The following is a 20654-nucleotide window of genomic DNA, read 5'->3' as shown; positions in this document are numbered from 1 at the left end:
GGGGGGCTCAGTTGTGGAGGTGGTCGCGGGTGTCGGGAATCGGGGTCAGCCAGGGCACGGCGTTCTCGCGGTAGCTCTGGTTGACCGGAACCAAGTCGGGCGGGTTGCCCAGAGCGGAGAGGGTGATCGCGATGCTGGTGGACCCGTCGTCGAGGGCGCAGACCTGGCTGCCGCAGCTCGGGCAGAACCCTCGCCTGGAGTCCGGCCAGGTGTAGTGCCAGGCGGGTTCGTCCCCGGCGCCGGTCCACTTCAGTCCTGCCAAGGGGAAGGAGACCCAGGACATCAGCGGGCCACCGGACAGGGCCTGGCAGTGCCCGCAGCTGCAGGTGTGCGGATAGTCGGGCTCCCCGGTGACCGTGAACTGGAGCTTGCCGCACTGGCAGCCGCCGGCCCGGGCAGCGGTGGGGGTGGGGGTCGGTGAGGTCATGGGGTGGACTCCTTCGGCGACAGGGTGGGTTCGGGGGCTTGCGGCGGGACGGTTTCTGCTGGCTGGAGGGCGGCGGGCAGCTGCCAGGACAACTCGGCCGGCCCGCTACCGGCGCTGACCCACTGGGTTCCGTCGGGTTCGAGGTGCAGTCGGTAGGAGGACGGGGATCCGGCAGCCTGCCATCGGGTGGCGGTGTCCTGGATCTCCGCCCAGATGTCGCGGGGCCCGCAGACGATGACCGTCCACGTGCCGGAGTCGTCCGGCCGGGCGGTGACCCAGGACCCGCAGTCGGGGGCCCCGATGACCAGGTGGTCGGCAGCCCAGTTCCGTACGAGCCCGGGGTGCAGGTGGTCCAGGGCCAGCCACAGACCGCGGGCATCATCTGGCGGCGGGCCCACCTGCGTGTTGCGGGTGATGCCCCCGTCCGCGGCCTCGATCCGGCCCCGCAGACCGGGCTTCAGGTAGAGCTGGCTCCAGCCGTGGCCCGCCCGGTGCCCGAGCCGCACCGCTTCCAGACGGGCCCGGACGCGTCCGCTGCCGGTCCTGGTGAGGACGGCCAGGCCCGGCCAGGACGGCGAGGACGTCGACAACGTCGACAGCGCCAGCCCGCCGGCTGCCAGTTGCTGCGGCCAGGCCTCCGGTACCCGGGTGACCGCGTAGGTCACGAAGATCCGGTCGTAGTCGGCGCCAGCAGGCCAGCCGTCCTGCCCGTTCCCCGTCACGGCTGTCGGCCGGTGGCCGAGCAGCGCCAGCCGCTCGCGGGCGGCGGCGGTGACGTACTCGTCCCGGTCCACGGTGACCACCCCGGCATCACCTGCGATGACGCACGCGACGGCCGTGGTCACTCCCGCGCCGGTGCCGATGTGCAGGACCCGCTGGCTCGGCCGCAGTCCGAGACGCTGAAGAAGCGCGACGGTCATCCCGGCCGTGCTGGACATCGCCGTCATCGACCCGCCCGACCGCGGGGCCGGCACCCGGCCCAGGACCGGCTCGCCGTCGTGCTGGACCAGCACGCTCTCCCCTCCGTACAGCAGCCCGAGCAGCTCCTCCCGGTCCGCGGGCACGGCCCAGTCGAGCAGGTCCCAGCGCGGCGGAGTCTCGTCCGGCCCGCTGCGCCGCACGTAGGCCTGCGGCATCAGCACCTCCCGCCGCACCGCGAGGAACGCGTCCCGGACCGGGCCCGGCCGGAGGTGGCCGGCGGCCTCCAGCACGGCGACCATCTCCGCCCGCGCGGCTGCCACCCTCTCCTCAAGAGCGACTCCGGCACGGGCGGGCGGGACAAGGGGATCGAGCACGTACGACTCCTCGGACAGGGTGGGAGCGGGCAGGGGTGTGGAGGGTGCAGGGCGGTCAGGTCCAGCCAAGCTCCGTGTAGGGACGACCGGCTCGGATGCCTTCGATCGCGGCCCGGGTGTAGGGGACGATCGGCTCGGGGAGGGCCTCGGCGGGCCACCAGTCCCAGGAGACGCACCGGTCCGGCTCCCGGACCTGAGGCGTCCCCCTCCACTGCCGGGCGCGGAAGACGAATCCGATTCTGGGCTGGTCTCCGGGCTTGTCGACCATGTGCACCACGTGCGCGAGTTCGACGTCGGCCGGGTCGACGAGCAGCCCGGCCTCTTCCTGCGCCTCGCGGACCAGACAGGCCACCGCGGACTCCTGCTCGCAGTGCCCGGCCAGGAAGTGGTGCGTGCCGCCGGCGTACGCGGAGCCGGGGTGCCGCAGGCCGAGCAGCACCTGGCCGTCGCGCTCCAGGTAGAGGTGGACGCCGACGATGTGCGGAACGCTGGTGCTGCCCGCCTTCGGCCTGTCCGGCCCGCCCGTTCCGCCCTGGGGCGTCGTGCTGCGGGCGGCGTACTGGGCGTGCCGGCGTACGAGGTCCAGGGTGGAGGGGCTCAGCCTCAGGCGCTCCATGGCGTCGGGGTGGAACCAGGCGAGCATTACGCCCTCGGTGAGCGGCAGGCGGGCGGGGTCGCCGTTCCACTGGGCGGTGAATACCTGCACCGGCACGATCAGGCCGTCCGTGCCGGTGGCGAGCTCGACGGCGAACGGCTCCAGCCCGGCCGGCTTGAGTCCGGCTTCCTCCCGGAGTTCACGGCGGACGGTGTCTTCGAGCGAGGTGTCGCCGGTCTCGCGGCCGCCGCCGAGCAGCGCCCAGGCCCCGGGTTCCCAGATGCCGGGGATGTCATCGCGCAGATGCAGCAGGTAGCGGCCGTGCCCGTCGTGGATCAGCGCCGAGGCGTTGACAGGCTCGATGCGGCCATCGAGCCCGGACGCGGAGAGCTTCGCCCGCAGCTGCGGGGCCGTGACCTCGGCGAAGGCGACCCACTCTGGGGCCGAGACCTCCTCCGGCTGCACCGTGACCTTGACGTCCCTGTCCACCAACTGGAAGACGAAGCGGAAGTCCCAGTGCTGGTGCGCGGCTTCGCCCTTGGCCGGGTTGGCGTCGATGTCGAAGACGTCGATGTCGATGGGCAGGCTCCCGTAGGCGGCGGTGGCACACAGGGCGCCGGGCGGGATGCCGGCCTCCTCGTGGATCTCGCGCAGCGCCGTCTCGAGCAGCGAGCGATCAGCTGCCTCGATGTGCCCGCCGGGTGCCAGCAGGAGCCCGAACGTGTTGTGGTGGACGAGCAGGACCCGGCGGTCATGGTTGACGACGACCGCGCTGCACGTGACGTGCCCCGGCAAGGTCGAGCGGCTCGTGGGCTCGGCGGCTTCGTCCAGCAGTCGCAACAGAGTTGCTAGCAGCGGGACTTCGGCCGGGTGGCGTTCCAGGTAGGCGGTGACGAGATCGCGGATGTGCGAGCGGGAGGGCGGCAAGAGGGCCTCACAGGTCGGTGGGATGGCGGGATGGAGGAGTCGGCGGCGCTCACGGGTGCGGGTCTGTCCCCGCGGCATCAGCGGGTGGACGTGTACCTCGGGCGAGGGCGGAGCCGCATGGGGGCGGCGAGGGGATGGGCATCGAGGTCAGGCGGCTGACCGGGGAGCGCCAGAGCACGATCACCGGCAAGACCAGCACCAGCGTCCCGACGGCCAGAGCGGTACGTGCCCCGTATGCGGTGGCCACCGCGCCGCCGACCAGGGCGGCGAAGGGCTTGCTCCCGGAGACCAGCCACGTCGACGTCTGCTGGGCCCGCGCCTGCAGGTGAGGTGGGCAGATCTGCTGCCGGACCGACCTCTGGGTGGTACCCGCCACCGCCGCGGCGGCGAGCTGGAGCCCGCCTGCCGCGGCGAGGACGGCCAGCCAGCCGGGCCCGGGCCGGGCGAACAGCAGAGGCACGCCCGCCACTGGGCAGGTCGCGAACCCGGCGAGCAGGGTGGGGCCGGGGCCGAACCGAGCTACGACCCGCGGCGCTGCCAGGGCGCCGGCGAGCGCGCCCGCGCCGGAGACGCCCATCACGATCCCCAGCCCGGTAGGTCCCGCCTCCAGCGCGGTCAGCAGGTAGTACGCGAACAGCGCGCCCGTCACACCGACGCCCACACCGGTCAGGGTCAGCGCGCACACGAGGTCCCGGACCAGTGGAGTCCGCGCCGTGTAGGCCAGGCCCTCCCAGATCTCCTCGGCCAACCTGCGCCTGGGCCGCCCCTCGCCCGCTGGGGGCTGACCGGGCTCCGGAATCCGGGCTGTGCAGCAGGCGGACACCAGGTACGACAGGGCGTCCAGCCAGAAGGCCTTGGCCGCGCCGACGGCCGCGACGACCGCGGTGCCGAGGTAGGTTCCGGCCGTGTCCGCGGCCCCGAACGCGGCACCCACCCGGGCGTTGGCCCGGTGCAGCAGGGCGGGTTCGACGAGCTGCGGGACGATCGCGATGACCGCCGCCTGGTGCAGTACGGTCACCGCACCCAGGACCAGCGCGACCGCGTACAGCACGGACATCGACAACACCCCGGCCAGCGCCGCCACCGGAACCACCGTGACGACGACGGCCCCCGCCAGATCCGTCCCCACCAGCAGAGCCCGCTTGGCGTACCGGTCGACGATGCCGCCGGCCGGGAGGGCCAGGAGGAAGGTGGGCAGGTGGGCCAGGGAGGCGAGCAGAGCGGCTTGCCCGGCCGTCGCGTCCAGTTCGAGGACGGCCAGGGCGGGCAGGGCCACCAGGTGCACCGACGTCCCGACCAGGCCGGCGGACTCCCCGCCGAGGTACAAACGGAACCCCCTCCCAAGCTCCGGTGCCCTCTTGCGGACGGAAGGCCGGGGGCGGGGCAGCGTCACCACAGGACGGCCTCCGTCAGCAGCCGGCCTGCGGGCACGGCATCGGGAACGGGGACAGGCGGACGGCACTCGGTCTGCGAGCTGGTTTGCGGTCGGGCCTCGTCCTGTCCCGACGCCGGGCGGACGTTCACCCCGCCGGCCTGTTCTTGGGGCGCGGCGGCGGTCATGCGTTGTCCTGGGCGCGCAGAGTGTCGTGCTTGCCGGGCGACTGGGTGGGGATTGCGGCATCGAAGGCTGAGGCCTGGACGAGGTAGGCGTCGCGGAAGTCCCCCGTGCCCGTAGCCGGGTCCATCAGTTCCTCCCAGGTGCCCGACTCGGCAACCCGGCCGCTTTTCAAGACGTGGATGAGGTCCGCATGGCGCACGGAATGCAGGCGGTGGGTGATGAGCACGATCGTCTGCCCGGTGGTCGCGGCCAGGGCCCTGATCTGGTCGAAGACCCGCTGCTCAGCGACCGCGTCCAGGGCGCTGGTGGGCTCGTCCACGATCAGGATCTCGGCCTGCCGGTACTTGGCCCGCGCGATGCCGATGCGCTGCCACTGCCCGCCTGAGATCTGGTGCCCGCCGCGGTAGCCGCGAGCCAGCAGCGTGCCGAGCCCGCGAGGCAGGCCGCCCAGGACCTCGTCGGCACCGGAGAAGCCGGAGGCCTCCCCGACCGCCCGATCGTCGATGGCCTGACCGGGCTGCCCAATACCGACGTTCACCCGGAACGTGAAAGGCCAGTGGTAGAAGTCCTGCGACATCAGCGCGACGCGGCCGAAGACCTGGTCGCGGTCGGCGGTACGGGCATCGACATCGTCCCACCAGATCGTGCCGCCGCCCTCGTCCGGCAGGTACAGGCCGGCGAGGAGCCTGACCAGGGTGGACTTGCCCGAGCCGTTCTCGCCCACCAGCGCGGTGATCTTCCCCGTCGGGAACGAAAGGCTCACCTCGCGCAGCGTGGGTTCCGGCTCGCCACCGCCGCTGCCGGGGTATGTGAAGGTGACCTTCTCGAACCGGACCTCCCGCAGCCGCTCTGGCAGCGGGTCCCCGCCTGTGGGGATGGCCCGGGTCTTCGCCTCCCGGCACAGCCGCTCGAAGTCGGCGACGAACAGGGACTCCTGGTGGAGCTCGGTGACCTGGAGCACCAGGCTGTCGAGGCTGGCGGCGCCGGTGCGGATGGCCAGTACCGCCGTGCCGGCGACGGCGAATTCCATCGCTCCGGCCCAGAGGAGGCCGCCCAGGGCCCCGTAGGTGAGCAGGGTGGCGATACCGCCGGCACCGTCGGCGGCGAGCCCGATCCGGGCAGCGCGGCGGGCCAGCCGCGTCTGCTCGCGTTCACTGGTCTCGGCCATCGTGCGGAAGTGCCCGAGCAGGAACGGGCCGACGCCGTGGACGCGGACCTCGGCCGCCGCCTCCTTCTGGGTCAGCAGCTGGCCGAGCAGGTGCCCGGCGCGGGCGTGCTGGACGAAGGCGTGGAAGGAGATGTACCGCTGGCGGGAGATCATCAGCGAACTCCACGCGCTCGGCAGCGTCATCAGGACCAGGAGCGGCAGCAGCACCGGGTGCAGGACGGTGAGCACGCCAGCCGCTGCGATCAGCGACACGGCGGAGTTCAGGGTGTTGGTGCAGTACCGGATCATCCGGCGGGCCGAGTCGGCGCCGTAGCGGGCCGCGTCCAGCAACCGGTGGAACTCGTCGTCCTCGATCGCCGACAGCTCCGTGCGGTACACCAGGCCGAGGTACTGCTCGGTGGCGACGCGCTGCACCTTCGGCTCCAAGGCTCCGGTGGCCGCCGTCGAGGCCGAGCGCAGGAGCGACCCGAGGAACGCCGTGACGGCCACGACCGTGAGCGCGGGCAGCGCCTGAGTCAGACGCTCGTTGGTGCTGCCCGCCGCGAGGACGTGGCCGAGCACGCTGTTGACCGCGACCAGGCCGACCGCCTGCGCGACGCCCCGCCCGGCCTCCGAGGCCAGGACCACATGCAGGGCGCGGGCGTCGGCGAGGTGGGCGAGCCGCAGGCCGGTCCCCGCCAACCGGGGGAGCTGGCGCGCCATCGTCCAGAGGCCGAGCTTGAGCCAGGCGCCCTCGTGCTGGTCCCAGCCGATGTCGTAGGCCAGCTCGCCGCCGAAGAGGAGCCGCTCGGAGTCCGACACCCCCGCGGTGCCGGAGCCGCTCCCGGAGTCCTTGCTCACGAAGCCCTCCAGAAATCCGGTCGTGAGTCGCGGCAGCAGGATGATGAGGCGTCAACACGACCTCCACCCGCAGGGGGCAGGCACGGAGCAGGCGCGTGATGTTCGATTAATGGAAGGCTGTCGAGATGCTTCGGCAGGAGATTCACGGGGTCCTCCGGATGGGCGCACGACTGGTACTGGTGCTCTAAGAACGGCTCCGATCCGGGTCCGTCACGGCCGGATCGGAGGCAAAACGGGAACGAATGTTCCCGTCTCGCTGGGTGGGCTTGGCGCGTCTGGGTCCGAGGCGTTGAAACTCGCTCGAACAGGGCCGTGTCACCCGGGCGGAGGATTGCCGACCGAGTGCGTACGCCGGACCGGCTCGGACACATGGGCGACTCAGGGGGCCGACAGGCTGTCTCTGATCACTCGGTCGTTCCGATGCAGTGCCGTGTCCAATGCACTACGCAGGCGGGCGGGCAAGGCGCCGGAGCCCAATGCGCAGGCTGCGACAAGGTCGTGGCAGTCCTGGAGCTGTCTCGGGGCGGCGAGCCCGGTGAACAGTGAGTCGTCCAGCACCTCGCGGGCGGCGAAGCCGTCACGTGTACCGACGATGTCCCGGTGCAACTCGTTCGTGATGCGGTACGCGGCCGAGCTCGCCGGGGAGGCGATGGTGCCCAGGGCCGTGAGGCGCAGGCGGGTATCGAAGACCGTCATGCCCTGCTCGGCGGGGACGGCGCGGAGCGCGGCTTCGAGTTCGCTCTCCTGGCTGTGGTCCAAGCCCGTGCAGGCACGGAGGCATAGGGCGTGGAGGCAGGCGGTGACGGCGTGCTCCCACGGCTCGCCGGCGGCCGTGTCGGCGATGAGGGCGGCGGCGTGCTCGGTGTCGCTGCTGGTGAGGGCGGCGACGACGGCGATCTGCCGGCCGTCGAACATCCGCTTGCCGATGCCTTGATGTTTGCGGGTGTGCGCGAGGGCTTCGGCCCACCGGCCGCTGCCGGTGAGGGTCCGTGAGCCGTCGGCGAGGAGGACTCGCCACAGCCAGGCGCGTACTTCCTGCCGGTCGCCTTCGGACTGGACCAAGTCGGCTGGGATGTGCACGTCGTCGAATCGGTCGGCGGTGCCGTTCGTGACGGCGTCGAAGAGGCGCAGAAGACGGTTGCGTCCTTCGTCGGGGCGTCCGGCGCGGATCTGCAGGCGAGCCAGGTTGACGACGGGCTCGAGGGCCCGGATCGCGGCCGTGGAGGGGAGCGGGGTGGCATGCAGGTAGGCGTCAGCGTGCTGGTGGCACAGCTGGCGGGCGAGGCCGGGCAGTCCGACGTCGCTGGCGATCAGGGCGGCCTGGTTGTAGACGGCCGAGGCGAGCCCCTGGTCCGCGCGGGCGGCGGCGGTCTCGGCGAGGGATGCGAGGGCCTGGACGCGGTCGGGAAGGGGAAGGCAGGCGGGCCGGAAGCGCGAGACGAGGGGGAAGCGTCGGGCCAACTGGCCGTGCGGGTCCATGGAGTTCTCCGAGGGTCAGCCCCACGTGTGGTGCCCGCTGCCGCAGATGGGGGCAGTAGGCACCACACGGTCATGGGTGCACGGTCAGTTGAAGTCGATGACGATCCGGTTCAGGGGCGTGTCGACGGAGAACCGGCCGGGACTTTCCTTGGGGGTCGGTCCCTGGAGGGAGTGGAGCTCGAAGCTGCCTTTCCGACCGCGGTAGTTGCGGTCCCAGGTCCGGATGGACTCAGCGACCCTGGCGGCGAGCTCGTCGCTGCCGGGGCCGTGGCCGATGACGCCGAACTCCCACAGCTTGCCGCCCTCGGGGGTGGTCTGGTCCGAGAGGCGCCGTGCGAGGTAGGTCAGGGCGCCCTTGTCGATGACCGCGGTGGAGGAGGGGTAGGGGTCCTCGGCGAGGGTGGTGCCCTTCGCAGCGGCCGGGAACAGCATCCTGATCAGGCCGGAGTCGAAGGAGCAGCTGACGAAGAGCTCCATCCACTCGGGCGATTCCATGGCGCGGACCGTCATCCCAGTCCACTCCGCGACCCGCGGTTCTTCGAGCACGCGCGCCAGCGCCTCGGCGTCGATGGGCGTTCCGGCCGGCGCCTGCAGGCGTACGGTCCCGTCCGCGACGAGGGAGATGATCCGCCGGTCGTCGTCCGCGATGCCGCGGCGCAGGGGCATGAAGGTGTTCATCTCGCTGCCGAGGGAGACCCACCGGCCGTCTCGGCGTTCGTAGACGATGGAGCGGGAGACGCTGCCCTTGATCCGCTGGGGAACGACGAGCCGCCCGTCCGGCGCGAGCTGGTCGAGCCAGGCGTGCGGGATGCCGTGGGCGCCGACGGTCGCGATGATCCGGTCGTACGGCGCCCCGTCGGCGTAGCCGACGGCTCCGTCGCGGGTCAGGGCTTCGACGTTCGTGTATTCGGCGGCGGCCAGGTGGGCGCGGGCGCGCTCGACGAGGTCGTCGTCGACGTCGATGGTGGTGACGTGACCGGTGTCGCCGACGAGGTGGGCGAGGAGGGCTGCGTTGTAGCCGGTGCCGGCGCCGAGTTCGAGGATGCGCTCGCCGGGCTGGGCATCGAGCTGGTCGAGCATGAGGGCGACCACGGCGGGCTGGGAGGCGCAGGAGATGGACATGCCGTCGGTGTCGTACTTCACGTGGACCGGCTGGTTGGCGTAGGCCGCCTGGAGGGAGGCATCGGGCACGAACAGGTGCCGGGGAACGGTGCGCAGCGCGGCCTCGGCGGCCGGGTTGGTGGCGTGTCCTTCCTGGCGGATCTGGTCGACGAGGGCGTTGCGGAGCTGTTCCGCGGTCGGGTCGGGGGTGGTGAGCGTGTCGGTGTTCACCGATCCGACGCTATCGGCGGGCGGGGTGCCGTCGGGGGTGGTTGCGGGGGTGTCACTCGTTCCCATGATGGCCTTTCGGGCGAGGTTGGACAGGGCGCTCTGGTCCTCCAGGGGGAGGCCGGCCCGGTTGAAGTGGAAGATCAGGTGGTGGGCGAGGACGGCTCTCAGTCCCCGGCGCAGGCGGCCTTGGTGGTTGAGGACGGCGAGGGCGGTCCCGGCCCGTGCGAAGGCGCGGACCCAGTCGGCGTGGCCGTGGAGCGGGCCGTCCTCCCGGCACAGGGTGCGGGCGTCGACGGTCAGCAGGGAGTGCATGGCCGCCTCCAGCTCGGAGGCGAGGATCGGCGGGGCCGGGCGTTCGGCGGCGACCTTGTCCCAGACATCGCCCTGCTCGTACCAGTCGAGTCCGGCGGCGCGCATCATCGCGCTGACGAGGAGTACGGCGGTCTCGCGGCGGCCGAGGTGCCCGGTCTGGACGGGGTAGGTCAGCAGGTGGCGGCTGTCAGCGTGGAACAGCTCGTGAGCCGCCTCCACAGCCTGGGCCCCGCCGAAGGCCAAGGTCTCTGGCTCGTAGATGGTGGGAATCCACTGCCGCACCTGGTCGTCCCGGACCAGCCCGCTGAGCGCGTCCCACAAGGTGGGGGTCTCGTCGCCGACGGTACGCACGCGCAGCTTCCACGGCTGCTTGTTCATGAACCACCAGGCGGAAACTTCTCCCCTCTCCTCGGCGGCGAACAGGGCAGGGCCGAGCGTCCGTGAGATCACCTGCTGCGCGGTCGCGCGGTCCGGAAAGGTGACGTTGATCTGGTGCCAGGTGCCCTGCATCGGTGAGGTTCCTTCAAGTGGGTCGGCAGCGTTGATGGGCCGTGCGTGCGTGCTGGTTCAGGCGACGAGCAGGCAGGTGTCCCAAGCGGTCTGGGTCGGTGCGCCGCTGGGGTTCAGGAGGGCCAGGGCGATTCCCGCCGCGCCGTCGAGGAGCCCCGGGCCGGGTTCCTGCGGGTGCAGAAGGCTGGCTGCGACGGTGGCGGGGTCGCTGCCAGGGGGGCACACGGCGGACAGGAGCGCGGGGAGGACTGCCCGGAGCTGGCCGGCGGTGGCTGGCAGGGCGTCCGCGGCGGCCCGGGCGGCGGTGTGCGCGAGACCGGCGAATCCGTGGCACAGGCCGTTGTCGGTGGTCTTGCGGAGCTGCGTGGGGTCGGTCAGTGCGGCTAGCAGGCTCTGCTCGGCGGCCAGTTGTCGTCTCCGGTCTCCGAGGGCGATGGCGGCGAGCTGCTGGGCGCGGGCGAGGCCGGCGGTGCCGTAGCACCAGGACGGCCGCTGCGGCCCCACGGGCATGTGGCCCGCTCGCAGGGCTGGGAGGGTTACCCAGTACGGCCAGGCCGGTCCCCGGTTGGTGTCGGCCTCCCAGCGGTCCAGCCAGCGAAGGATGCTGCTGATGGCTTCCCGATGGCCGCAGGCCATGGTCCCGCGGTGCGCGGCGAGCGCGAGGAGGGCAAGGACGCCTCCGATGCCGTGGGCGAGGCCGGTGTTGGCGTGCCCGTCGGGGTAGCGGTCGTCGGGCCGGCCGGAGGGTCCGGAGGCGGTCCACCATCCGGGCACGGTCTCGCCCCGGTGGGTGAGCGGCTCAGTCAGCTGGATCAGGTAGTCGAGGACGGCGCGGACGGTGTCGCTGTCGGGGCGCCGGCGAAGGAGGTAGGCGCCGTATCCGGTGAGACCGCGGATCGCGTCGAACTCAGCGAGCGCCGGGAGTTCTCCGGCCTCGATGCGCTGCTCGGCCACGGCCAGGCGGCGGCGCGCGTCGCGGGTCACCTGCCAGTCCAGGGCATCGAGTGCGGAGCCGTACGCTCCCGGGAGGCGTTCGGCCGCGCAGGCGAGGGTGTGGGCGAATGCCGGGGCACCGTAGAAGGCGTGGCTGTCGGCCCCGCTGGTCAGCGGCTGTGCCGCTGCGGCGGAGAGCCAGGCGTGCGCGCGGTCCCACGGTGCGAGGTCGGCGGCGGCGAGCTCGATGTGCAGCAGTGCGATACCGGGAACGCCGTGCCCGAGGGACTGCCGACGCCAGTTGGAGGAGGCCTGCGAGCCGAGAACGGCCGCCGGGTCGGCGAGCTGGTCGGCGATCTCCTGTGTGAAGCCGAGGGCGGGGTGGGGCATCAGCGGGGCCTCCTGGCGGTCCAGGCGAGGGCGGCGGCGCGCGCGAGGTAGAGGCAGACGGCTTCCTCGGGGAAGTCCACGGCGACGGCGCGGACGAAGTGGACGTGGAGCAGGGAGGTCAGCACATCGTCTGCGTCGATGCCCTCGGTGTCCGGTCCGGGGAAGTGGTCCCGGTAGCGGTCCAGGGCCTGGCCGCGTCCGCTCCAGGCATGGAGGATCGTCTCGCCGCCGGGGACGGACCGCAGGGCTGCCCAGTCGTCGTCGGGGTTGGCGAGCGCGACGGCCTCGGCGAACTCCGGGCGGGCCACCGGTGCCGGAGGCGCCGCGGGGATGTGGTGGATCAGCCACGCCATCGCCTTCGCCGTACTGCCCAGGTAGGCGGCGGCGATGGCAACGCTGTGCGCGGCGACCAGTGCCCGCAGGGACGGCCGGCCTGTGCAGGTGAGCTGTGCGAGGACGGCTCGGGAGTCGGCTCGGAAGACTTCCTCGGCCCCAGCCCACGCCGACCCTTCTCCCCACCGGCCCATCTCCGGATAGGAGGTGCCGTAACGCAGGTCCGACACCAGTCCAGCCCGCCGGAGTTCGTCCGCCCATGTGCTCACGGTGCTCGCCGTGGCGGCGAAGGCTTCCGGGGTGGGCAGGGCGAACCGGAGCCGCAGGTGCTGGTGGGGGTCGCGGAACCGTACGAACCACCAGGGCGGCCCGCCGAGCCGGTCCAGGAGGTCCGGCAGGTGCTCAGCGAGCAGGACGTCCTGGCGGCGGATGTCCCCGTACACGCTGGCCAGGAGCACCGGCGAGACGGCGGGAGTGTGAACCAGGTCCCTCCGACTGGTGCGAGCAGCCGTGGGCTGAGGCAGGCGAGGCCAGGCCGGAGGGCGGCTTGCCTTGAGCGGCACAACGACCTCGTGGGCCCGCCCGCCGCACCATCCCAGCTCGGCCGCGCCCGGAGCCTCGGCGACCGTGATCGCACCAGCGCGCTCCAGCTCTTCACGTAGCAGTGCCCTGTGGGCGGGGACGGTGAGGTCGAGGGGAAGGAGCCGGTCGCCTTCGCCGACGTGCACCGTCAGGGGGAGCTTGCGGGCCTCGCGCCAGGTGCCGAACGCACCGTCCCATTCCTCCCACGGCCGGTCGGCCACAGGCAGCTCGCCGGCTTCCAGCCGCCAGCGGGCCGGCGCCAGGATGATGCGGCCGGTGCGCAGGCGGGGAAGGTAGGGAAGGCGGGCGGCGGCCCCCCAGTCGAACGTGGTGACCTGCGCGCACTGGGCGCGGCCCAGCTCGGTGAGGAACCTGGCCAGCGGCGGGGTGTGGGTGTCCAGGTTCAGGGCGTGCATCCCCACCGCCTCCACACGCTCGCCGAAGGCGGGGGCAGCGAGGTACATCCGGCGCCCGTCGCAGCCCACGGCCAGGTCATCGACGGTCAGCACGTCCCCACCAGGAGGCCGGTGCTCGGCAAGGCTGATCACGGTAGGCAGCACGCGCGGTGTCCGGGTGACGTGCGCGCTTTCGGGCAGCAGTGGCGGGAATGACAGCTGCATGGCGACCGTATCCGGATCGGAAGCCGGAAGGCACGCAAGCTCTTTGACCAGGGCTTGCCGCTGCCCGGAGTCGAGAACGGAGAGGAACCGGCCCGTTCCAACTCCCACGCCCCGGGACACGGTGACCACTTCGAGGCGGAAGCGGCCTTGGTCCAGTGCTGCGGTGTCGGATGCGCGGAGCCGGAATCCGAGCTCAAGGTGGGGCGGGAGGCGTAGCGGTTCGCTGCCCATGGTCAGGGCGTCGATCGTGGCCTCGTCGAGGACGACCTCGCGGCGGCCGTCCAGGGCAGCTTGCTGTGCCAGCCGCAGCAGTACCTGGTCGCGGCCCGTCAGCTGCGGCTTGTGGTCCGCAGGGCCGGCGCCCGCGTATCCGTCGGGGTAGCCGATGCCGCTGTCCGCGACCACGTCGAGCACCGGAACCATGGAGCCGATCCCGAACCGCTCGTAGAACCGCATGTGGTACGCCTTCCAGGCTGCGGTCCCGAATGGTGCCGGGCAGACGCGGGCCAGCAGCAGGGCGGCGCGCTCGGCCTCCTGTGCGACCGTCTCCGGCAGTACGAGGGTTCCGTCCAGGCGCAGGTCGACGGCGACCGGGTCCCGGCGCAGCCGGGGGGCCACGGTGCGCATCAGGGCACGGGCGACCTCGTGCCCGCTGGTGTGCTGGAGTGCAGCGTGGGCCGTTTGCAGAGCGGCGAGGGTCTCCGATACCCCGACGACCTCGTAGGCACCGATGGCGTCGAGCTGGGCCAGTAGGTAGCCGAGCGCATCGGTCTCCGTGCTCGGAGCGTGCAAGGCGCTGATCAAGACGCCGACCCGCACCAGCTCCTGCACGAACCCGGTGACCGTGCTCTTCCCTGTCGATGGGAACTCGGCCAAGACCTTCGCCATGAGATCGGCGACCGGGATGGGCGCCTGTGCGGCGGTGAGGACGGCAGACACGGCGCCGGTCATCCGGACGGAGGCCTCGACCGCGCGCTGGCGGGCGGCACCGGTGCCCGTCCGGTACGGGACGACGAGACGATCGCCGCGTTCGGTGAGCGTTGTATTTACGACCACCGGAATCCGCTGCAGCAGATCGGTGTCGGCCTCCAGCCGGGCGATCATCTCCGCCATCCATTCCGCGGACGCACGGGCCACCGGCAGGTGCTCGCGCCCCCAGTCGGCTCGGGCCGAGCCACCAAAGCCGACATTGGTGACGCCGGCGAAGTACCCGAAGGGAGTGGGGCGACCGTGTGCTCGCAGCACGTACCGGGCCACCGAGACTGCAGCCCTACGCACATCACGGTGCCCGGGACTTTCGGCGGCCAGAAGGCCGTCGACTTCACTGCCCAGCGCCGGGCTGGCGTGCCACAAGGCCCTTCCGGTGTCCGTGGCGCGGATTGCACGCAGCCAGGGAAGCTGCCCGGTCAAGGCCCCGGGGGCCCGGTCGGCCAGGTCGGGCCAGGGCAGCAGCGGAGGAGTGGGGGACGCCACCGCGCGCACGAGCGCCGTACGGCCGGACCGAAACACGGAGTTTGTCACCTGAACCTCCGGAAGGATGAATGCAACGGACGGGCCCGGTGCCGCCCCGCCGTTGGGCGGGGCGGCACCGGCAGGGTGGAGCGAGTGGGTCAGTGGACGCCGGTGGTGCACGCGCCGCAGGTCGAGCCGCAGTTGTCGTCGGTCAGGGTCTTCAGCGCGCCCGCGTCGCCGACCTCCAGCAGCTCCACGTCCAGGTGGAACGGGTCCTTGGCCCTGGCCTTGGGCTGGGCCTGGGTCATGCCCGGGTTGGGATTGGTGGCCATTGCAATTCCTCTTTTCGATGGGGTGCGTTCGGTGTGTTGCTGGCCAGGGGCACGTGCCTGATGGCGTGCTTCCTGGCCCCCCTCTTCGGAAGGGCCGGAGAGGGAAGTCGTGGGCCGCGAGGGCGGCGGATATCAGCTGCTGTCCCTGGGCGGCGCCGAGCCGTGCGCAGAACGTTCGGAACCGATGCGGTCTTCACACAGCCGGGCGCGGGAGAGCATCTGCCGGACGGCGTAGCGGAGGTACGCCTTTGCTAGCCGGTCTGCGACGGGCCCCACCAGCGGCACGGCGGTCAGCCGATGCAGCAGCAGGAGCCTGCGGCGCTGCACCGCCCTCACCGCAGCACTCCCACGTTCGGCGGCGGTGTCGTCCCCGTTACGCCGGCACGAGCTTCGGCTCGGGCGGACGACCCACAGCCGCTGCCGTGCTCGCCTGGCGGTGCCAGGTCGGCAGCAGTAACAGCGCGGCCTTCACGCGACCGCCTCCATGGATTCCACAGGCACGTAGTGGCCCGGACCGTAGGCACCGTTTTCGTCGAAGCGCAGGGTCTTCTCCGCCACGAGGAACCGCAACGCACGCTGGACGCGGTGGGGGCGCAGTCTGAACTCCTCGCCCAGCAGCCCTGTCGGCAGAGCCTGGCCGGGCAGGTAGTAGCCGGCGCGTATCCGGTCCCGGACGGCGCCATGGAGCGCGCGGTCGCGGGGGTGCGGTTCATGCGGGCGGAGGCGGACCGGAAGGCTCCCGGTGTGCAGCGAGATCTCCCCCAGGGTGTCCAGCCGCTGTAGTGCCCGGTGTACGTGCGTCTTCGGGAGTCTGAGTACCCGTGCCAGCTGCTCGGTGCTGGGAACGGATGTCCCTGGCGGGTACGCGATGCTGATCTGCCGGCGTACGAGGAAAAGGGCGCGATCCAGGAGATTCAAGTTGCTCATGCGGAAGCCGCCCAATTCGCGGGCATGGGGGAGTGGGCGGTCGGACGCGTTGCCGCCGGCATCGAAGCAAGCGCCGATGACGCCTGCTGTAGGAGCTCGTCCACGACCTCCTGCGTCATCCAGGCCAGTCGGCGAAGGAGCCCGATGTCCAAGGTGTCAAGGCGCAGCCGCTCACTGACCTCGCGCAGGAGGACGCGGGCCCGTAACCGTGCCGACTCGGTCAGCGCGGACTGCGCGTGGCGGGAGGCCCGGTCCGTCAGAGCTCCGAGGTTCACAGCCAAGGTTGCGGTCAGCGGACGGACATCACACCCGCCCACGGCATCGTCGAGGACGCGGTTCAGCGCCTCCCACAGACCGCTGTCCTCGCCGGTGATGTCCTCGTGCCGCGAGATGACAAGGGCGCGCAGCAGACGCCAGGCACCCTCTTGCGCCTCGGGCAGCCCGCAGGGCATATCGGTCGCGCGACCTTCACCCGGCCGTGACGGCAGTGAAGGTAAGCACGCTGGCCGCTTGGGGAGCGGAAGCGACGGGCCCACGGGAAACTCCTCGAACGGGGGAACGGGGGAACGGGGGAACGGGGGAACGGGTATCGGATAGCGGCTTTCGGCGGGACCCGCCGGCTACCGCAGGCGGGAGACGGCGTAAGGGCGCACGATCTCGCCACGCAGGATCACCCGCTTCACGGAGCAGTCGAAGCCCCGGGTCAACTTGTTGGTGATCTCGTACGCGCTGCCGCCGAGGACCAGCCAGTCGCCGACCCGCAGCTCGTGAGGGGAGGCCGCCCACACATCACCAGGGGGCGGCCCGCTGCGCACCGTCCGGGCGAACAACGGATCATCTGAAGGGGCGCGCTCGTAGTCCGGGAGCCCGGTCCAGAAGGCGTCCTCGTCCTCGGTCAGCTTCATCTGCGCTCGGCCTCGGCCAGTGAAGGGACACTCGCCCCAGCAGGCTCCGGCCCGACACCCGGGCACGACCTGTCCAACAACAGGTTCGGTACGCGGGCGAGGACGGCGTAGGAGCCGTACAAGGGCTTCCGGCCTCCAACGCCGCGGAGTCGACTCACGGGCTTTCGGCTGCCAACGACGCGGAGTCTGTCGAGCGGCACGGCTGTGATGCCGGGGATGTCCACGTCCCAGCTCTGGAACAGGGCGAGCAACTGCTCCAGGCTCCGAGGCCGGTAGGTGATGCCGGCGTTGCGATAGACGGCGACGAGGCCCGCCGCCGCCTGCGGGTCGCTGTCGGTAGCAGCGTGGATGACGGACAGGACGCTGCCCGTCGGCAGCCAGGCCTGCAGGGCAGCCAGCAGTTGTCGCGTCTGCTCATCGTCGAGCCACGGCAGGACCTCGTGCAGGAGCACCGCGATGGGGCTGCTCCGGTCGAGGTGGGCGAGGGCGGGATGGGCCAGGAGCGCTTCGGGCTGGGTGAAGTCGGCCTGGCACTCCCGTTCCTGGCTCGTTTCGAGCATCGAACGGTAGTGGGCGCACACGGACGGATCGCGATCCACATACACGACCGTGGATTCCCCGGCTGCGGCCTTGGCAGCATCGTGGGTGTTGTGCCCGTGCTTCTGCGGGAGTCCGCACCCGAGGTCCAGAAACTGGACGATCCCACTGCGGGCGAGGACGCTCACCGTCTGCTGCCCGTGGTCTCGGGCGGCGGCAACCGCCTGCCTGAGCCAGGGAGCAGCCTCCAGGAGTTCCTTGCCGACGATGCGGTCGGCATCGAAATTCCAGACGTCTCCGCCGAGCCAGTTGTGCACCCGCGGCACCGACGGCCGGGAGAATTCGTGTGACGGGAGCATGCCCCCTCCGGTTTCCTGTTGATCAAACCGATGTGCTTCCGGCCCGGCGCTCGAAGAAGTCGCTGAAGCAGCTGCCTCCGGCAGGCCCAGTTCGTAGGCCCGAGGCGGGTCGGTGCTGACCTGGTCGACGCGGAAGTAGGCGCTGACGACCTTCCCCTCGCCGTCGCTCCGAGGCGAGGCGCTCCAGTAATCGGCCACCTGGGTGACCAGGAACAGCCCGCGTCCGCTCGTGGCCAGGGCCGACTGCCGTGCTTTGACTACCGGGAGCCCGGGGTTGGCGTCCGACACCTGCACCACCAGGGCCACGCCCGGCTCGAAGGTCACCGCTACCAGGAAGTCCTGTGCCTCCGCTCCAGGGCTGCGGTGCTTGATGGCGTTGGTCGCGAGCTCGCTGGAGACCAGCGCGGTGGAGGGCTCCGCTGCCTCGCACCCCCATGCCTGAAGCTGGTGCGCCACGAAGCGACGAGCCGTGCGAACGGATTCAGCTCTGCTGGGCAACGCCAGGCACGCCGAGACAGCCTTGGGCGACTGCAGAGTCCGCAGCAGGTCTCCCCGCGTGATCCGGTGAGACATCGTCACCTCATCCCCTTCAGTGCGTGCGCATGAAGCCGACACCAGACGCCGGAAGCCTGAAGCAGATGGCTGAACTTCAGCCGGAGAAGGCGTCCTTGTGGCGCTACGCTCAGCGAACCGTGCATCGCCCGGCGTGGACATCCCCGGCAAGGCGCGGCCCCGCGTAAAGCACGTAAAGATCGTTTCGTGGACGGGAGCATCCGGTGCCGCGTGAGCGCAACACCCTGCTGGAGGCCGTACTCCGCCAACTGGGCTGGTCGCAGGCCACAACCGCCCGGCAACTGCAGCTCGTGGCAGCGGAATCCGGCGCGGACGGCCTGAAGGCGGTATCCGCCTCGCACATCAACCAGTGGGTCCGCGGATCGCACCCCTCGCCGTCGGCGACCCGTATCTTGTGCGAGACGCTGTCTCGAGGACTCAACAGCCGAGGGATCCAACGGATCATCACGGCCGCCGACATCGGGCTCACAGACCCCGACGAACCGGCAGGTCCGGCTCCCCGGGACAGCGACCCCATCGCACACATCGTCGACCTCGGGGGGACCGACTTGGACCTGGAGCGCCGCCACACCCTCAAGGGCGCCGCCTTCTCCCTGGCAGGGATGTTCCTGCCGTCCGACCACTGGTGGCAGGACAAGGCCACCACGGCCCAGCAGCGCACGCCCTCGACCAAGCGGCACGTCGGCCCGGACGACGTCGCCGCCGTACGCGAAATGACGCAACTGCTCTCCCGCCGCGAACAGCGCCGCGGCGGCGCCGACGGACGATCCGCCCTCGTCGCCTACCTCCGCACCGACGTCACCGCCTACCTCAGCGGCCACTTCCCCGACCACGACACACGGCAGGCCATGTTCACCGCCGCCGGCGAACTCGCCTACCTGGCCGGCTGGACCAGCTTCGACGCCTCCGAACACGCCCTCGCCCAGCAATGGCTCGCCGTAGCCCTGCGCCTGTCCGCCGAAGCCGACGACGCACCCCTGGCCGGACACATCCTGCGCGCCCAGGCGCACCAGACCCTCGACCTCGGCCACCCCGCCCAAGCCCTCCGACTCGCCGAGGCCTCCGTCAGCCACCGCCGCTACGCCGACGCCAGCCCACGCGAACGCTCCCTCCTCGGAGTCGTCCACGCCCGCAGCCTCGCAGCCGCCGGCCGCAATCAGCAGGCCCTCACCGCCCTCCTCCAGGCCGAGAACGACCTGCGCAACGCAGGCGCGGGCGACGATGAGCCGGCCCGGGTCTTCTTCTTCTCCGAGGCCTCCCTCGCCCACGAGACAGCCCGAACCCTGCAAGCCCTCGGAGACCTCCGCGGAGCCGAGCACGAGTACCAGCGCAGCGTCCGCACGCGCAAGGCCCAGCCCTTCGCCCGCACCCACGCCGTCACCCTGGGGCTCCTGGGCGCCGTGCAGATACAACGCGGCGCCGTCGACATGGCCTGCACCACCTGGTCCCAAGCGCTCGACGCGATGCAGGGAGTCCAGTCCGGCCGCGCCCTGGACACCGTCGTCCAGATGCGCCGCGCTCTCTCCCCCTACCGCGGGCGCGGCGGAACGACCCTTGCAGCCCTGGACAGCCGAGCCCGCAACATGATCCGCCGGGTACGCTGATCGCGCCAGCACACCAACCGTCCGAGCCGGAGCAGTGCCCTGGCCAGTCCGGTAGTCCCAGGGGAGGAACGCGTGCACGACCCGATCACGATTGAGGCCATCGCCCACGTCGTCGGCGGCCACCAGACGCCGGCCGACGACTACCAGGGCGGAGTCGAATCGATCATCCGCCTGCGCCAGGACTTCCCACTCGACACCCTGCGCGGCATCGACGAGTTCTCCCACCTGATCGTGACCTGGCACTTCCACCTTGGCTCCGAAGCCGACCTCCACCTCGGAGCCCGCAGCCCCCGCAACGACCCGACCTGGGAGCCCACCGGCACCTTCGTGCACCGAAACCACCGGCGCCCCAACCGCATGGCAACCTCCTTCCCCCGCCTGCTCAGAGTGGACGGCAGGGACATCTACGTCACCGACCTCGACGCCGTTGCCGGAACTCCTATCTACGACCTCGCCCCGTACTTCGAGGAGATGGGTCCCCGCGGCCCTGTCACTGCTCCGGCCTGGCCGGCGGCGATGCTGGCGAACTACTGGGACCCCGCAGCTAACCGACCCGAGTAGAACCTCGCGGAGAGGCGGATGAGTTGCGTCCACGTTGTCAGCCGGACATCCGTAGGTACCGCTCGGGCGCGTACGCAATCTCAGCCTCGGGAAGTCGACGGTC

General features: G+C 71.4%; 18 protein-coding genes. 2 read left to right on the top strand and 16 right to left on the bottom strand.

Annotation, left to right across the window (positions count from 1 at the left end; all coding sequences use genetic code 11):
- Positions 1 to 7: 7 nt before the first annotated feature.
- The 16 genes from OG207_RS06525 to OG207_RS06450 all read right to left on the bottom strand — a co-directional run bounded on the left by OG207_RS06525 (position 8) and on the right by OG207_RS06450 (position 18386).
- Positions 8 to 427: a GFA family protein gene (locus tag OG207_RS06525; protein ID WP_329096725.1), complete on the bottom strand. Its 420-nt coding sequence runs from the start codon at positions 425 to 427 to the stop codon at positions 8 to 10.
- Positions 424 to 1722: a protein-L-isoaspartate O-methyltransferase family protein gene (locus OG207_RS06520; protein WP_329096723.1), complete on the bottom strand. Its 1299-nt coding sequence runs from the start codon at positions 1720 to 1722 to the stop codon at positions 424 to 426. The genes OG207_RS06525 and OG207_RS06520 overlap by 4 nt, the downstream gene beginning before the upstream one ends.
- A gap of 55 nt (positions 1723 to 1777) precedes the next feature.
- Entirely contained in the window at positions 1778 to 3244 is a 1467-nt protein-coding gene (locus OG207_RS06515; RefSeq protein WP_329096722.1) for an NUDIX domain-containing protein, read from the bottom strand.
- Positions 3245 to 3293: 49 nt separating this feature from the next.
- Entirely contained in the window at positions 3294 to 4571 is a 1278-nt protein-coding gene (locus OG207_RS06510) for an MFS transporter (RefSeq protein ID WP_329096720.1), read from the bottom strand.
- A gap of 62 nt (positions 4572 to 4633) precedes the next feature.
- On the bottom strand, positions 4634 to 4804 hold the full coding sequence (locus OG207_RS06505) for a hypothetical protein (protein ID WP_329096718.1): 171 nt from the start codon (positions 4802 to 4804) through the stop codon (positions 4634 to 4636).
- Complete coding sequence (locus tag OG207_RS06500) at positions 4801 to 6672, bottom strand: ATP-binding cassette domain-containing protein (RefSeq protein ID WP_285528473.1); 1872 nt, start codon at positions 6670 to 6672, stop codon at positions 4801 to 4803. Before OG207_RS06500 ends, OG207_RS06505 begins: the two co-directional genes overlap by 4 nt.
- A gap of 516 nt (positions 6673 to 7188) precedes the next feature.
- Complete coding sequence (locus tag OG207_RS06495; protein ID WP_329096717.1) at positions 7189 to 8289, bottom strand: hypothetical protein; 1101 nt, start codon at positions 8287 to 8289, stop codon at positions 7189 to 7191.
- A gap of 84 nt (positions 8290 to 8373) precedes the next feature.
- Positions 8374 to 10443, bottom strand: a complete 2070-nt coding sequence (fxlM, locus tag OG207_RS06490) for a methyltransferase, FxLD system (RefSeq protein ID WP_285528450.1) — start codon at positions 10441 to 10443, stop codon at positions 8374 to 8376.
- Positions 10444 to 10500: 57 nt separating this feature from the next.
- The gene (locus OG207_RS06485) at positions 10501 to 11769 is read right to left on the bottom strand and encodes a lanthionine synthetase C family protein (protein ID WP_432715519.1); all 1269 of its coding nucleotides are present in this window, start codon (positions 11767 to 11769) and stop codon (positions 10501 to 10503) included.
- Entirely contained in the window at positions 11766 to 14822 is a 3057-nt protein-coding gene (locus tag OG207_RS06480; protein ID WP_329096714.1) for a lantibiotic dehydratase, read from the bottom strand. The genes OG207_RS06485 and OG207_RS06480 overlap by 4 nt, the downstream gene beginning before the upstream one ends.
- 89 nt (positions 14823 to 14911) lie before the next feature.
- A complete protein-coding gene (locus tag OG207_RS06475) occupies positions 14912 to 15085 on the bottom strand; it encodes an FxLD family lanthipeptide (RefSeq protein WP_078909526.1) in 174 nt (57 codons plus the stop codon).
- 132 nt (positions 15086 to 15217) lie between these two features.
- Positions 15218 to 15421, bottom strand: coding sequence for a hypothetical protein (locus tag OG207_RS06470; protein WP_285528452.1), 204 nt, complete (start codon positions 15419 to 15421; stop codon positions 15218 to 15220).
- Positions 15422 to 15553: 132 nt separating this feature from the next.
- The gene (locus tag OG207_RS06465; protein WP_285528454.1) at positions 15554 to 16012 is read right to left on the bottom strand and encodes a GntR family transcriptional regulator; all 459 of its coding nucleotides are present in this window, start codon (positions 16010 to 16012) and stop codon (positions 15554 to 15556) included.
- On the bottom strand, positions 16009 to 16464 hold the full coding sequence (locus OG207_RS06460) for a hypothetical protein (protein ID WP_329096708.1): 456 nt from the start codon (positions 16462 to 16464) through the stop codon (positions 16009 to 16011). Before OG207_RS06460 ends, OG207_RS06465 begins: the two co-directional genes overlap by 4 nt.
- A gap of 168 nt (positions 16465 to 16632) precedes the next feature.
- Positions 16633 to 16917, bottom strand: coding sequence for a hypothetical protein (locus OG207_RS06455; RefSeq protein ID WP_329096707.1), 285 nt, complete (start codon positions 16915 to 16917; stop codon positions 16633 to 16635).
- Positions 16914 to 18386: an SAM-dependent methyltransferase gene (locus tag OG207_RS06450; RefSeq protein WP_329096705.1), complete on the bottom strand. Its 1473-nt coding sequence runs from the start codon at positions 18384 to 18386 to the stop codon at positions 16914 to 16916. Before OG207_RS06450 ends, OG207_RS06455 begins: the two co-directional genes overlap by 4 nt.
- 203 nt (positions 18387 to 18589) lie before the next feature.
- On the opposite strand from OG207_RS06450, the gene OG207_RS06445 reads away from it, so the two are divergent.
- Positions 18590 to 19990 (top strand): Tat pathway signal protein, encoded by a 1401-nt coding sequence (locus OG207_RS06445; protein WP_329096702.1) that lies wholly within the window; start codon positions 18590 to 18592, stop codon positions 19988 to 19990.
- 72 nt (positions 19991 to 20062) lie between these two features.
- A complete protein-coding gene (locus tag OG207_RS06440; RefSeq protein WP_285528459.1) occupies positions 20063 to 20551 on the top strand; it encodes a TrmO family methyltransferase domain-containing protein in 489 nt (162 codons plus the stop codon).
- Positions 20552 to 20654 lie beyond the last annotated feature (103 nt).

Source organism: Streptomyces sp. NBC_01439 (genome assembly GCF_036227605.1).
GTDB lineage: Bacteria > Actinomycetota > Actinomycetes > Streptomycetales > Streptomycetaceae > Streptomyces.
This window is presented reverse-complemented; position numbering and strand designations above follow the sequence as displayed.

Bases quoted from the DNA above. Each gene is read 5' to 3' on its own strand.
- OG207_RS06525 (WP_329096725.1), bottom strand. From the start codon at position 427: ATGACCTCACCGACCCCCACCCCCACCGCTGCCCGGGCCGGCGGCTGC.
- OG207_RS06505 (WP_329096718.1), bottom strand. From the start codon at position 4,804: ATGACCGCCGCCGCGCCCCAAGAACAGGCCGGCGGGGTGAACGTCCGC.
- OG207_RS06500 (WP_285528473.1), bottom strand. From the start codon at position 6,672: ATGGCGCGCCAGCTCCCCCGGTTGGCGGGGACCGGCCTGCGGCTCGCC.
- OG207_RS06495 (WP_329096717.1), bottom strand. From the start codon at position 8,289: ATGGACCCGCACGGCCAGTTGGCCCGACGCTTCCCCCTCGTCTCGCGC.
- fxlM (WP_285528450.1), bottom strand. From the start codon at position 10,443: ATGCAGGGCACCTGGCACCAGATCAACGTCACCTTTCCGGACCGCGCG.
- OG207_RS06475 (WP_078909526.1), bottom strand. From the start codon at position 15,085: ATGGCCACCAATCCCAACCCGGGCATGACCCAGGCCCAGCCCAAGGCC.
- OG207_RS06465 (WP_285528454.1), bottom strand. From the start codon at position 16,012: ATGAGCAACTTGAATCTCCTGGATCGCGCCCTTTTCCTCGTACGCCGG.
- OG207_RS06460 (WP_329096708.1), bottom strand. From the start codon at position 16,464: ATGCCCTGCGGGCTGCCCGAGGCGCAAGAGGGTGCCTGGCGTCTGCTG.
- OG207_RS06455 (WP_329096707.1), bottom strand. From the start codon at position 16,917: ATGAAGCTGACCGAGGACGAGGACGCCTTCTGGACCGGGCTCCCGGAC.
- OG207_RS06450 (WP_329096705.1), bottom strand. From the start codon at position 18,386: ATGTCTCACCGGATCACGCGGGGAGACCTGCTGCGGACTCTGCAGTCG.